The sequence below is a fragment of the Nostoc sp. genome (genome assembly GCF_036919615.1).
Classification (GTDB): Bacteria; Cyanobacteriota; Cyanobacteriia; order Cyanobacteriales; family Nostocaceae; genus Nostoc.
Genome location: NZ_JBALCN010000046.1, coordinates 168,129 through 181,021, shown reverse-complemented (window position 1 = coordinate 181,021; position 12,893 = coordinate 168,129). Strand labels below are relative to the sequence as shown.

Below are 12,893 nucleotides of genomic sequence, written 5' to 3'. Positions count from 1 at the left end.
GACTTACGCATTGAAAATCTGAAACCTCGATCCCCCAACCCCTCTTAAAAAGGGGGGTTGGGGGATCTCTTCTGCGTAAGTTTTATACATATATTACTGTGAGCAACATTTATCTAATACATCCTCTACTTATTTTCTCATAAATATTTCAATAGGCTTCAAAGCAAGCAATTTTTCTTGTGAATACAAAGCTTTGGGAATGGATCTTGAATAATACTTATGTACTATAAAACGGCGATCGCATTGTGCCAGTTGCGTAAGTCCTGTAGAATATGAAAATATTGTGCCGCAGGTGGAAGCCTGGTTCACTCCCCGAACCGTTTTTACTTAGACTGAAACTAACAGCTAGATACGACAAGGAAGTCACGCGATGACTGATCTAAAACTGGACATCGCTTTTTGGGATTATGACCGTACGCAGGCATTGGCTGACGGCACTGTCAAGATTGACGGCGTCGATGCTGGCTTCCACAGCGCTCGCATTGTCACCGAGATATTTGAGCGCATGATCCGGCAGGGGGACTTCGACGTGTCGGAACTCGGGATGACGTACTTTCTGCGCACCATGGACTTTGATGCTCCGCCGTTCATCGCGATTCCGGTGTTCCTGAACCGCTGTTTTCGGCACTCGGCGATCTACGTCCACACAGCCGCGGGCATCAAAAGGCCGCAGGATCTCGCCGGCAAGACCGTCGGCGAACTTGCGGTCTATGGCCATGATGCCGGCGTGATGCCAAAGGGCATCCTATCGGATGATTACGGCGTGACGCCCGACCAATGCCGCTGGATCGTCGGCGGCCTAGACTGGCCCTTGAAGCCGATCGATTTCGTCCCGCACCCCCACCCTGCCAACGTCGAGGTGACGTCGGCTCCCCAAGGAAGTGACCTGGGAGAGATGCTGGAAGCGGGAGAGATCGACGCCTTGATCTCGGCCGATGTGCCGAAGTGCGTGCTGGAGAAGTCACCCATGGTCAGTCGGTTATTTAACGACTATGAGGCGACCGAGCGCGCCTATTTCCAGCGCACAGGCATCTTCCCGATCATGCACACGGTCGTGGTCAGCAGGGAACTCGCCTCGGAACACCCGGAGATCGTGAAGGCCGTCTATAAAGGCTTCTGCGACGCGAAAGATGTCGTTACGGAGCAGTACAAGAAGGGTATGATCTTCAACAACATGGCCACGATGGTGCCGTGGTTCAGCAAGCTCATCGACGCGGATCGCAGCTTGCTGGGCGAGGACTGGTGGCCCTACGGCGTCAACGCCAACCGAAAGGCCGTCGATACGTACTTACGCTACCACTTTGAACAAGGTCTCTCGAAGAGGCGGCTGACGTGCGAGGACATCTTCGTGCCGGAGCTTCTCGGAACCTAACGCTGATTGTGCCCTTGGGCGTATGGGGCATTCTACTTTCTTGCGCCTCGCGGTTGTCTTGCAGGGGTCGTAGGCTGCTCCTTGGGCCGAAGGCACGCCTAACTGTAGCAAACTGCAAACATAAATCGTCAAAACTGCAAATAAGGCAATAAGGATTTGGCAAAGCACTGTCGGAAATATTCAACAGTGGAACCGTACTCAAGAGAAGCTCACTGAGTTTTTGCTAACCCAAAAGTGGAATTTCCAAAGCTAATCATCATGGTGGTCGGATTACCCAACTCATCCAAGTCGCAGGGTGTCAGCTTGTGTATTTACCGCCCTATTCTCCAGACCTCAATCGGATTGAGAGTGTTGGGCATGGTTGGAAAGTCGGATTCATAAACAGTTACACAATTGGGATAATTTACGCGATGCCATCGAATTCGTTCTCCAGCAGGCAGCGTTTTAACAAAAGTGGCTATAGCTATATCATTCTTTGCGTCATCCATTATAAGTTCTTTGTCAAAAGCCCGGCCATGAAGACCGGGCTTTTAATCTGCAATGGGGTTATATTCCCCGAAGTTTAGTTATAGAGTTTCAGTATAAATCGGTAGTCTGATAGAGACTACCACGTGAGCACAACCAATTCCGGAAAATTAGAAAAATTTTTCTAAATACACCCAAATCAAAAAAGCTAGAACTCTGACTTCAAAAGGAAAAAGATACAATCTAGCTACAATTTAAGAAGTCTGGATGGTGAAAAAATCCCCGAACCCATCATGTTCCCGAACCCATCATGTTAGAGTACAATCCATTAGCTTGCCTGCCCTCCTCTGAGGAACTGCCTAACTCTGACGATACCCCTGTGGATAATGAATTACAAGATTTGATTCCTAGTTTACTTAAAGCTGTACTAGCTATGGCATGGGCAGATCGAATGGACTGGTTTCTCGGGGCTGATATGGCTGTTTACTATGACCCCAATCTACCAGCAATCGTGCCAGATGCATTTTTAAGCCTGGGAGTCGAGCGATTTTTTGATGAAAACCTCCGTCTCAGTTATGCAATTTGGGAAGAAGAAAAAGTTCCTATATTTGTACTGGAAGTAGTATCTCAGACTTATCGCGGGGAATACACTACCAAGAAAACCGAGTATGCAAAGCTCAAAGTTTTGTATTACGTCATTTATAATCCTACTCGCCGCCGCAAGCCACACCTTGAAGTCTACAAATTAGTCAATAACGAGTATGAATTGCTGTCAGGAAATCCTGTTTGGCTACCAGAGGTAGGTTTGGGAATTGGCATAGAACGAGGAACATATCAGGGTATCACGCGAGAGTGGCTGTACTGGTATAACGAGCAAGAACGACGTTTACTAACGCCGGAAGAACGTGCCCAAATGCTGGCACAAAGGTTACGCGAACTCGGTGTAGATCCTGATTCTCTCCCGTAAATTAGGTTAAAACATTATTTATTTATCTCCTGTTGCCGTCTTTCATAACTAGCAACTTGGGTTATTTAGTAAAAACTAGAAATCAGGGTAATTCTGAGAATTTACAGAATTACACCGATTGTTCTGAATGCAAAAGTATCGATACATTCTGTGGGGCACCCCTTATGGCGATCAAAAGTGTTCTCCTTTAGATAACTTTCCGAATCTTGACATGACTAGCCTCAAGATTGATTCGATACTGAACCAGTCACCTATCTTAAACTCTGGATGTCGGTTTCAAAAATAGCCACGCCACAAAGAACGTAGCCGCTGTGAATAGTTGCGCCAAATCCAAAGCAGATAGATAGCCATCCGCAAATGAAGCAATACTGCGATCGGTAATGCCAAATACCCAGGATGACAGTCCAAACAGCCAAATCCCATTCTTGAGATTTCCGACGAATTCTTTAGAGTTTGATGGTTTTTCGTCCTTCATGATCTTCTGCTTTGTTGATGAAGAATTGGGTGATTGATGCGAAATACCTGCCATTGGGAATTTTTCCTGACTCCTGACGCTGAATTTACACTTATCTATTTATAATATTAATAAATATTTCAGTCACTTGACTTCAGCAACCAAAGGTACATCTGCTAATCTTGACATTCTCCCTTTGGTTTTGTCACCTCTGATAGATGGCAATACGTTGAGTTCTCACCATTACAGCGTCGCGTTTGAATGCTGAGATTACATTATCTTTAAATAACTATATAAATATTTATTTATATTGGATAAATATACTCCATAGGATAGATGCGTTTCAGAAAAGATTTTATATTTAAATTATGTGGATACGTCGTAGTGGCGCATAGATGTGTGCCACTACTGCGTTATCAGCTAGATTTTTGGGTCAACTAAGCGAATAGTGGGACGACTCTGATACAAATCTTGAACTACTTGCCCAGCAGAAACTACAGCTACAAGGGCAATGACTGCAACAGGTAACAAACCTTTGCCTAAGATGGCGATCGCTAGCAGCACAACTGCACCCCCAAGTCGATACTGGGAACGAATTTTGCAATAACGGATCACCCCAAATCTGTGGAGAATGCTGACAGCTAAAGAGCATAATGCTACTGAACCACAGATGAGCCATCGCTGGGAATCAGGTAGTGCTAAAGTTGGCTTACTCAACAAAATTTGTTCTACACCAACTCCAGCAGCAGTAATCCCAATCACTAGCGGTAAATGGGTGTAGAGCCAGAGATTGACAACACCAACTTTTCCATGTGTTCGCGTTATCTGAATGGGTGTACCACCCAGATTATCAAAATAGACCCACCACCAGCTAAAAGCGATAATTAGACCAAACACGCCAGAAATCACGGTTAAAGTATCCCATTTCTGCTCAGAAACACCATTGACCACCGCGATAATTGCTTCGCCTAAAACAATAATCGTAAACAGCCCGAAACGTTCTGGTAAGTGGGAGGCGTGGGGGAGTAACCCGATCTGAAACTTACGTCCTGTTAAAGGTGTAGCAAAGTCAATGATGATTCCCAATGTCCAGAGTCCGAACCGCCAAGGAATGGGTACAGATGCTGATATTAACCAGAGGAAGGCTGCGATCGCAAAACCAATAGTGTAACGAGTAGTTAAAGGACGCGCTGAAGGGATATGTTTTCCAGCCCTGAGGTACTCTATTACAAGCACAGCCCGACCGAGAGCATAGGAAATCGCAAAACCAGGGGAACTCTCACCCAAATGTGGTGGATATTAATAGCCATTGCTGCTGCTGTCAGCATTTGTAGACCAATCAGCAGTCGATGTCCCACATCATCGCTATCAAAGCGGTTGGCATAAAATCTAGTGCCAATCCATGACCACCAAACTGGTATAAATAAAACCACAAACCCAAATAATCCTGATAGAGAAATATCCTCATTGAGATTGTGGGCGAGTTGAGAAACTGCAACTACAAAAACCAAACCATAAAACAGTTCCAGCCAACTGGCGCGTCGTTCTTCTTCAGTGTCTTCACCAATGCGTAATCTTGGAGGTTGGAGAAAATTTGCCATAGTGCTAATTGCGAATCGCTAATTGTTTTTTAGCATTAGCTGTGATCAATTAGCGAGTGCCTAGACGCTTGCTAGTTACGCCAAAGTGCGTTGGTGCAGCCCGCCGCAGGCATCGCTTTTTGGGGTACAGTCAAGGCGTAGGCTTTGCCTGCTGTAGGCATCGCCGTTATCCTTAGAGGAACATGACAAAAAAACCTGCTCATGAGTGCTATGAACAGGCTTGAAAGTAGAATGTGTGGGCGATGCCATAGGCGGCAAGCTACGCATCATCACTACAAGGAGAGTCAAGGAAGCGATGTCTACGACGGGCTACGCCTACGCACGAGTTCAAGATCAGGAAACACGAAAACAACTCCTAGAAGATGCGATCGCTTATAATCTGTCACTGAGTTAAATCAAGCGCAAGATTCAAGAAATTGAGTCTACAGCTCAACCAGAGACTCCATCAATAAAAGACTTAGCTAATGACACATTTCGCCGCTTAAAGAAATCTCAAGTCTGGGACGACCCCAAGAAAAGGGCAAAGGTAGAAAAGCTCTTAACTCAATTAAAGGCACTGATAGAAGATGACAACATAAAGTGATGAAAAATTGACCCCGAAAATGTCAAGCTCTAAATGCTTACGCATTAGTAGATGATTTTTAAGATGTCAAAGCTCCTTGCTCTTGAAGTATCAGTTTTTTGCCTTGATAAATTAGCAAATTACCGTCTGCTGTCACCCGATAAAGATATTTGTTATTACGGAACTCGTAACCGAGGAACCGACTTGGTGTAACACCATCTGCACCAGTTATATGGAGAGTTTTGCCAGTCAGACTAATCGATTGACCTGTTTTTAGATTCTTGCCAAAATATTTAACATTGTTACAAGTTACGTATCCTTCTGGGCAGTTTCTGGTAATTATGACCTGGAAATTTTTAGTCTTTAAAGTTTCAGCATTAGCTACTTGAGTCCAAAGGGTAACAACTGATAACACAACCAATAGGGCAGATTTTTGGAAATTTAACATTTCTGGTTTCCTACAAATTAATTGAATAGCTATTTAATAGATACACATTGATTAACCCAATTCCAAAAAAAGCACGCTCTCAAGACAATAAAAATATAAAAAACCCTATCCCCAAGAGTGAGTAGAGTCGGTGACAACTTGGGCTTTGTTTGAAGTGGATTGAGATTCAAGTAAAATTAGTTATACTCATATCAGAAGAAAACAGCAGTATTTTCTACCAGACACTTGAAAAATCTGCAAAAATTTCACCAGACAACTCGTGATTGTCCCGCAGACAATGGTTTTAAAAGTAACCAGATAGTTTTATACTGATGACAGACAGTATGGAGAACCAAAGCGTAAATCTGGCAGACAACACATCGGACATTACCCTATATCCGGCAGACGACAGACAAAATACTGATATTTTTTCTAAAGTTTCCATATTAACCCAAGTTGCTAGTTATCCTTGCAGGTGTTCGGATGGCGTTGCATAAGTAATAAAATCCCCTCCAGAGGAAAAATTAGCAGGGGTAATGCTAAACGAAATAATTACAATGTAAATGGCAAAGGTATTTTCATTAACCTTGAGCCGTTGCTGTTCTGACTCTGTTTCTAGGCATTCATTGGCAATTCTAGTCTAGCTAAAGCTTCTTATGCCTCTATTTAGCGGTTTTCAAAGCTGGCGCGGATAATTTCTGTACGTTCGCCAATGGAAATCAAAAAAGGCGATCGCGTAGCGTGCCGGAGGCAATGGTTAACTACAAAGATGTCTTAGGATCTGAGTGGAGAAGTTTCCAAGTGGCGGTGATATCGTGTAATCGCCACAGCTTACTCCCCCTCAATGTGAAAACTCTCCAAACAATCCGGATATTATCAGATGCAGCAGAGGATAATAACGAAATAACAAGCAGTAACCAAACACTAAAAAGGATGTAACTCAATGGTTGAAGAAAATGGATCGATTCGTACCCTATCGGTTGATATTGGCGGTAGTGGCGTTAAGGCTATGGTTTTGGATATTACGGGGAATCCTGTAACGGAAAGGGCGCGTTTAGATACACCCCAACCTGCAACACCAGAAGTTGTAATTAATGCAATTGTTGTGTTAGCAACGGCTCAAGGTGAATTTCATCGGGTTTCAGTCGGTTTTCCTGGTGTGGTGCGGTCTGGAGTTACGGAAACAGCGGTAAACTTACATCCAGATTGGATCGGATTTGATTTGGAAACAGCATTATCAAAACACTTAAATAAGCCTGTGCGGGTGATTAATGATGCAGATATGCAGGGGTTTGGGGCGATCGCTCTTAAAGGTGTAGAATTGGTGATTACTCTGGGTACGGGGTTCGGTTCGGCTTTATTTGTGGATGGTAAGCTGGTGCCGAATATGGAAATGGGGCATCATCCGTTTCGCAAAGGAGAGACTTTCGAGCAGCAGTTGGGGCGTGCAGAGTTAGAAAAAATTGGTGAGAAAAGATGGAATAGGCGTTTAGAAAAAGCGATCGTATCCTTGCAACATCTGTTCAATTATGATTACCTTTACATTGGTGGTGGTGAAGCTGTGAGGGTGAATTTCCAGCTACCGTTAAATGTAAAACTCATCCCCAATATCACTGGTTTATTAGGTGGTATTGCTTTGTGGCAAGATGACAAAAGGTAAAAAGTTTTTCAATATCCACAACTGCGTGCATTTTATTAAGGTGCTTGTTTTCTCAACATTTAAAAATGATATAAAATTTAACACAGGTAACGCCAATTCCATTCATATCCCCTAAAAGGCCACCGTGTATACACAAGTTATCTGATTACCCAAAACAAAAATCTCACCCTGTCCTGACTTTAATCCCTCTGCTTACCAAGGCGAGGGACAGGTGAAAGCGTAGCAGAACCAGGGTGAGGTTTTCTTAAGCTATTCGATAAATCGTAAATTGCGTCCAAAGAGACTTGTGTGTATACCGTAGCTCCTAAAAGGGGAAAGGAATGGAAGCAAGGTTTTCTAGATAATAGTGAAAAGTCAGACCAAAACTGACTCCTGACTAATAAATCGCTATCTGAGGTTGCTCAATTATGCCATCAGGCATGATCGTATCCCGAAACTTCGCATAAATCAGCTTTGTCTCCCAAAGGTTTGCCTTACTCAAGTTTGCCTTGGTTAAATTTGCCCATGTCAGGTCTGCACCAGTTAAGTTGGCCCCAGTCAAATTAGCTTCTAGTAATTTTGCTCCACATAGCTTTGCTCCTGCGAGATTTGCAAAACTTAAGTTAGCTTCAATCAGCGATGCTTCAATTAATTTGGCTTTACTTAGGTCTGCTTCTCTCAAATCGACATCACACAAAGAAGCACCCAAAAGATTACTACCGATAAATTTCACCCGCCATAAAAAAGTTCCGCACAAATTTGCTTGTGTTAAATCAGCATTAATCAAATTAGCTTCACACAAAGATGCTTCATACAAATTAGCTTCACGTAAGCTAGCTTCCATCAAATTTGCGCCACTTAAATTAGCACGCGTGAGAACACAGCCACACAGATTTGCACCACGCAAATCTGCTCCTATGAAGTTAACACCACTTAAATCAATTCCTTGCAGGTCTATTCCACTCAAGTCACATCTACTGAAATCTCGGCGTTGGAAATATTTATTTGTGATTTGACTTAATATAAATTCTTGCTTATCAGCATAATTTTTCATGGTATTCACCTCTGGGTGTAATTTATCTTAAAGATCAAGTGTGGTAGTTATCCGTATATTGAGAGTACACCCCAAATGGAGATCAGCTCAGTAAATAATCAAAAATAAATTTCCAAAAAATCGCCAATTACCTGAATATAGGCTTTTGAAGTAGTTTTTAAAACAAAAAATGCTGACATAGGTCAGGAAATATTCATACAACATGAGTTAGGAGTCAAGAGGGCTAATCAATAGCGCTCAATCTGTTTGCTCCTCTGCTCCCGCAATGACGCCACTTGCTTTAAGTCGGCAGAGCCGCCCAACGCAGTGGCTCCCCAATGACTAAAATTCGCGTTGTGAAAAAATAAGAATAGCGATCGCTAACAACATGGCACTATAAAGTAAGCCATAGCCAGCATTTGTAATCAGTGCAGTTGTGTCAGGTAGTGCTTGCAGACCATAAATGGCATCATTTTTCAAATCTAATCGAGATAAATCTGGCAAGATGAGAAACAAACCTTGAGTTAGACGTTCCATACCAGGATTGTGGCTAAGACGCCCAACTTGTACTAAATCTTGAGTAATATTTCCGATTAAATATACCGCAAAGGTTAAAACAGTCGCTAGCAGAGAAGCAGTAAAAACACTGAAGGTAATAGCTACAGCAGTGATTAATGATAGCTGTAAAAACAAGAAAATTGCAGCAATTAGAATGCTCTCCATTGGATGAGGAATGTTACCAAATTGCAGAAATACCAGATAAATTGCTGTCATCGTGGCGATCAGTACAGCTAGTACTGCGGATAAACCTAAGTATTTGCCGACGAGAATTTCGCTGCGGCTGACAGGTTTAGCAATTAACATTAAGACAGTGCGTTTTTCAATTTCTTTATTAACCAGTCCTGTCCCAACAAATATCGTCACAATTAACCCGATGGCATTCATCGCCGCCATCCCAAAGTCTAAAAACATTTTGTCTTCAGTCGTAGCTGCAAATTCAGGAAGGACACGGAAGGCAGTGGCGAGTATTAGCGCATAAAAACCAACAATATATAAAATGCGATCGCGTACTACTTCCTGAAACACATTCTTTGCCAATACAAAAATTCTGTTAATAGTCATTTCTCATTTTTCCCTGATCTTCCTCACCGAATTTTAGATTTGAAATTTTTAATTTTGAATTATTTAATTCAATTATCCAAAATTTAAAAATGTCTAATTTAAAAATGTCTGTCCCTGGCGCGTTTTTTAAAATTTGTCTCCGAATTTAAATGCGAGAACAAATCTAAAATCCAAAATCCAAAATTGAATCACTGCTGTGGAGGCGGTGCTCCAGGAATAAATTTACTGAGGCGATCGCATTCAATTTCTGCAACTGTAATCTTATTCCCTGAATTATTAACTGCTGCAACTGGTTCAATCCGACAAGATTTTTTCAAGTAATAGCCCCGTGGGTTAGAACTCGGGCCTATCCAAATACTTAATAAATCTAATATATATCCAGATTTAGTATTGGCTACACGTGGTTCAACGCGCCATAGTTCCTTCTCTTCATATTTATCCAGGTTTTTTTGAATTACTTCTCTACCCAGAGTTCCTACCCGCTGTTTCGCATCTAACAACCATTTCTCCACTTCCGACCAAGGTCTTTGGGCTATTTGTTCTACTACTATTGGTTGAAGTTTATCTAGAATGACAACGCCGTTTTTGGGGATTTTTACTGGTTCTTCTGTTCTGACAACAAAGGTACTACGTTTAAAAGTATCTGCCTGCAAACTGGGATATTGTCGTAACCAATTATCCATTATAAAGTAAAATTGAATCCAGCAACTTAGTAGCATACTACTAGCAACTAAAATTACGATTCTTTGGCGGTCTTCAGGCTTAGGAATTCGAGCTTTAGCGTCGGTGTCATTTCCTTCAATAAATTCTGGTATTGCTGTAATTAGTGCTGAAAATGTTGGCCAAAAAACTATTGTTCGTGGTGTAATTACATCCTGTTGATTTCCAAATGCAAAAACACTCACTAAAAATCCAGTGATCACTGCCCCAACTGGCATAAAAGTACCAGGAACTCTCAAAGGATCTTCAGTTGTATACCAAGCTGTACCAGCAATTAAAAATAACCAACCGAAAAAGGCAATAATATCTTTGATATAACCTGTAGCAAAGTATGAAAGTATCCAAGAAAAAACACTCAGATAAATAAATGTCTGCCAGGAATAAGCTTTGGGTGGAACTAATACCTTCTTAATTCCCGCATAAAGTCCCTCAGCAAATTTAAAAACCCCAAATACATCTTTAAATAGTGTATTCATGTTCCTCCTTCCACATGATTAATCAATCCCTATTTTATCTGGGAATTAAACCAGTCAATTCTTACTATTTTGAGCGAAACAATAAAATAATTGTGATCAGACTATAACTCAGAGAATTCGCTATTAATGTAGTAGTAACTAAATTGCCACTTTGTAATTTAAGATTGCTAAAACGACGCCATCGCCGCCCCCCAGATGGTTGAGGTTCCTCTTCTTTTTTAGCAAATGTTTCATTTAATGATAGTAGTAAAATTCTTAAAAGGAAAAACTTCATCAAAAAAGTAGCAAAGAAAATTATAAAGGCAGTCAAGATGATTAAAGTTTGTGTCTGTGGAGATTTAAAATTATTAAAGAACATATAGTTAATTAATTCTGATTTTAGCTGGATCGGCAACATTGGTTCTGATGCAAAAAATATGCTCCAACCAATTACACTAGAAAACAGATTGATAGAAATAGCATAAAAAGTGCTAGTTTTTTTGTCAAATTTTAGTCGATAGTGCAAAACATATGCTTCGATGGAGATGGCAATCAGTACAAATAAAAAGTCAAACAGAATTCCACCAATTGGAAAAATCCTGGGAAGCATCCAATTTTCAAGCATAAATGGTCAAGGGCAAGGGTTAACTGTAGAGAGTATAACTGGGATAGTGAGGGTGATGGGGGAAATTATCACATTGTTCTTGTCCTTTAAGTAGCTGATGTGCAAGTATTCCTTTATTGATATTGTTAATACATCATACGGAGACGCTAGAGGGACAGTTTTTCTACTTGAGAGTACAAGACGTTAGGTAAGATTAAAGACTGCCAACGTTATAGCTTTTCAAGAGATGACAAGGAACGGTATTGGTATTCGGACGGCGCAAGTGCGTCAAGAACGGCTCATTGGTCAAATTCACGTTTACGATGGCGTGGGTAAAGGTAAGTCCCAAGCGGCTTTGGGAGTGGTTTTGCGCTCCATTGGCTTGGGGATAAATACGCCTAGCAATTCTAACCGGGTTTTACTGCTGCGGTTTTTAAAAGGGCCTGAACGTGATTATGACGAAGATGGCGCGATCGCAGCTTTGCAGCGCGGGTTTCCCCATTTAATTGACCAGGTTCGCACTGGGAGAGCCGAATTTTTTGGGCATGAGGAAATTACCACCTTTGACCGAGATGAAGCAATGCGGGGTTGGGATGTGGCCAAAGGTGCGATCGCCAGTGGTTTATATTCAGTTGTCGTCTTTGATGAAATTAACCCCGTTCTGGATTTGGGTTTGCTACCAGTGGATGAAGTGGTAAATACATTAAAATTCAAACCCCAAGAGTTGGAAATCATTGCTACTGGACGCGCCGCACCACAAAAGTTGCTCGATATTGCAGATTTGCACTCAGAAATGAAACCTCATCTCCACCCAACAGCCAAAGCCCTCTTCCTTGAAGGTATTGAAATTTATACTGGTGCTGGTAAAGGCAAATCTACTAGTGCTTTGGGCAAAGCCTTACAGGCAATTGGTAGGGGAATTAATCATCCAGGGTCTACCCGTGTATTGATTATGCAGTGGCTAAAAGGTGGTAGTGGCTACACAGAAGACGCAGCGATCGCCGCCTTGCAACAGTCATATCCAGAAGTGGTGGATCATCAGCGCTGCGGTCGAGATGCGATCGTCTGGCGAAATTCCCGGCAAGAATTAGACTACGTAGAAGCCGAACGGGGTTGGGAAATCGCTAAAGTTGCGATCGCCTCTGGTCTGTATAAAACAATTATTCTTGATGAACTCAATCCCACCGTTGACTTAGAACTACTCCCTGTTGAACCCATTGTCCAAGCTTTACTCCGCAAACCCCGCGACACCGAAATCATCATCACTGGCCGCTGTCAAAATCCACCCGCCTACTTTGACTTGGCTAGCGTTCATTCTGAGGTTTACTGTCACAAACACTATGCCAATCAAGGTGTAGAACTCAAACGAGGCGTAGATTTTTAGGCGTTGCTGATTAGTTGATATGCTAGATTTTCTAGAAACATAACAAATTTGTTTACCAAAATGGTAAACTTATATTAGTGTAGTAACG

The 12,893-nt window shown here is 42.1% G+C and carries 12 protein-coding genes and 2 pseudogenes; 6 read left to right on the top strand and 8 right to left on the bottom strand.

What is annotated here, in order from left to right:
• Nucleotides 1–370: 370 nt before the first annotated feature.
• Complete coding sequence (locus V7K48_RS15340) at nt 371–1,372, top strand: hypothetical protein (protein ID WP_335073808.1); 1,002 nt, start codon at nt 371–373, stop codon at nt 1,370–1,372.
• 239 nt (nt 1,373–1,611) lie between these two features.
• Nucleotides 1,612–1,680: pseudogene (locus V7K48_RS35025) on the top strand (hypothetical protein); the annotation flags it as partial.
• Nucleotides 1,681–1,683: 3 nt separating this feature from the next.
• Here the strand turns inward: V7K48_RS35025 and V7K48_RS15335 are convergent.
• Complete coding sequence (locus V7K48_RS15335) at nt 1,684–1,860, bottom strand: hypothetical protein (protein WP_335073806.1); 177 nt, start codon at nt 1,858–1,860, stop codon at nt 1,684–1,686.
• Between the two features lie 287 nt (nt 1,861–2,147).
• Here V7K48_RS15335 and V7K48_RS15330 point away from each other — a divergent pair, with 287 nt between their 5' ends.
• A complete protein-coding gene (locus V7K48_RS15330) occupies nt 2,148–2,804 on the top strand; it encodes a Uma2 family endonuclease (RefSeq protein WP_335073804.1) in 657 nt (218 codons plus the stop codon).
• A 256-nt stretch (nt 2,805–3,060) separates the two neighbouring features.
• On the opposite strand, the gene V7K48_RS15325 is transcribed toward V7K48_RS15330, so the two are convergent.
• Nucleotides 3,061–3,279, bottom strand: a complete 219-nt coding sequence (locus tag V7K48_RS15325) for a hypothetical protein (RefSeq protein ID WP_335073927.1) — start codon at nt 3,277–3,279, stop codon at nt 3,061–3,063.
• Nucleotides 3,280–3,678: 399 nt separating this feature from the next.
• Nucleotides 3,679–4,859: pseudogene (locus V7K48_RS15320) on the bottom strand (low temperature requirement protein A).
• Nucleotides 4,860–5,079: 220 nt separating this feature from the next.
• Between V7K48_RS15320 and V7K48_RS15315 the strand changes: the two are divergent.
• Complete coding sequence (locus V7K48_RS15315; protein WP_335073802.1) at nt 5,080–5,253, top strand: hypothetical protein; 174 nt, start codon at nt 5,080–5,082, stop codon at nt 5,251–5,253.
• A 247-nt stretch (nt 5,254–5,500) separates the two neighbouring features.
• Here V7K48_RS15315 and V7K48_RS15310 read toward each other — a convergent pair whose 3' ends face one another.
• Entirely contained in the window at nt 5,501–5,869 is a 369-nt protein-coding gene (locus V7K48_RS15310) for a hypothetical protein (protein WP_335073800.1), read from the bottom strand.
• Between the two features lie 922 nt (nt 5,870–6,791).
• Here V7K48_RS15310 and V7K48_RS15305 point away from each other — a divergent pair.
• A complete protein-coding gene (locus V7K48_RS15305; protein ID WP_335073798.1) occupies nt 6,792–7,508 on the top strand; it encodes an ROK family protein in 717 nt (238 codons plus the stop codon).
• 376 nt (nt 7,509–7,884) lie between these two features.
• Here V7K48_RS15305 and V7K48_RS15300 read toward each other — a convergent pair whose 3' ends face one another.
• From V7K48_RS15300 to fraC, 4 genes are all read right to left on the bottom strand, one after another.
• On the bottom strand, nt 7,885–8,541 hold the full coding sequence (locus tag V7K48_RS15300; protein ID WP_335073796.1) for a pentapeptide repeat-containing protein: 657 nt from the start codon (nt 8,539–8,541) through the stop codon (nt 7,885–7,887).
• 321 nt (nt 8,542–8,862) lie between these two features.
• Entirely contained in the window at nt 8,863–9,642 is a 780-nt protein-coding gene (locus V7K48_RS15295) for an ABC transporter permease (RefSeq protein WP_334977332.1), read from the bottom strand.
• Between the two features lie 188 nt (nt 9,643–9,830).
• Complete coding sequence (fraD, locus tag V7K48_RS15290; protein ID WP_335073794.1) at nt 9,831–10,838, bottom strand: septal junction protein FraD; 1,008 nt, start codon at nt 10,836–10,838, stop codon at nt 9,831–9,833.
• A gap of 64 nt (nt 10,839–10,902) precedes the next feature.
• The gene (gene fraC, locus V7K48_RS15285; RefSeq protein ID WP_335073792.1) at nt 10,903–11,442 is read right to left on the bottom strand and encodes a filament integrity protein FraC; all 540 of its coding nucleotides are present in this window, start codon (nt 11,440–11,442) and stop codon (nt 10,903–10,905) included.
• Between the two features lie 226 nt (nt 11,443–11,668).
• Here fraC and V7K48_RS15280 point away from each other — a divergent pair, with 226 nt between their 5' ends.
• Nucleotides 11,669–12,805: a cob(I)yrinic acid a,c-diamide adenosyltransferase gene (locus V7K48_RS15280; RefSeq protein WP_335073790.1), complete on the top strand. Its 1,137-nt coding sequence runs from the start codon at nt 11,669–11,671 to the stop codon at nt 12,803–12,805.
• Nucleotides 12,806–12,893 lie beyond the last annotated feature (88 nt).

Coding starts and splice junctions, on each gene's coding strand:
- V7K48_RS15340 (WP_335073808.1), top strand. CDS start 371: ATGACTGATCTAAAACTGGACATCGCTTTTTGGGATTATGACCGTACG.
- V7K48_RS15335 (WP_335073806.1), bottom strand. CDS start 1,860: ATGGATGACGCAAAGAATGATATAGCTATAGCCACTTTTGTTAAAACG.
- V7K48_RS15330 (WP_335073804.1), top strand. CDS start 2,148: ATGTTAGAGTACAATCCATTAGCTTGCCTGCCCTCCTCTGAGGAACTG.
- V7K48_RS15325 (WP_335073927.1), bottom strand. CDS start 3,279: ATGAAGGACGAAAAACCATCAAACTCTAAAGAATTCGTCGGAAATCTC.
- V7K48_RS15310 (WP_335073800.1), bottom strand. CDS start 5,869: ATGTTAAATTTCCAAAAATCTGCCCTATTGGTTGTGTTATCAGTTGTT.
- V7K48_RS15305 (WP_335073798.1), top strand. CDS start 6,792: ATGGTTGAAGAAAATGGATCGATTCGTACCCTATCGGTTGATATTGGC.
- V7K48_RS15300 (WP_335073796.1), bottom strand. CDS start 8,541: ATGAAAAATTATGCTGATAAGCAAGAATTTATATTAAGTCAAATCACA.
- V7K48_RS15295 (WP_334977332.1), bottom strand. CDS start 9,642: ATGACTATTAACAGAATTTTTGTATTGGCAAAGAATGTGTTTCAGGAA.
- fraD (WP_335073794.1), bottom strand. CDS start 10,838: ATGAATACACTATTTAAAGATGTATTTGGGGTTTTTAAATTTGCTGAG.
- fraC (WP_335073792.1), bottom strand. CDS start 11,442: ATGCTTGAAAATTGGATGCTTCCCAGGATTTTTCCAATTGGTGGAATT.
- V7K48_RS15280 (WP_335073790.1), top strand. CDS start 11,669: ATGACAAGGAACGGTATTGGTATTCGGACGGCGCAAGTGCGTCAAGAA.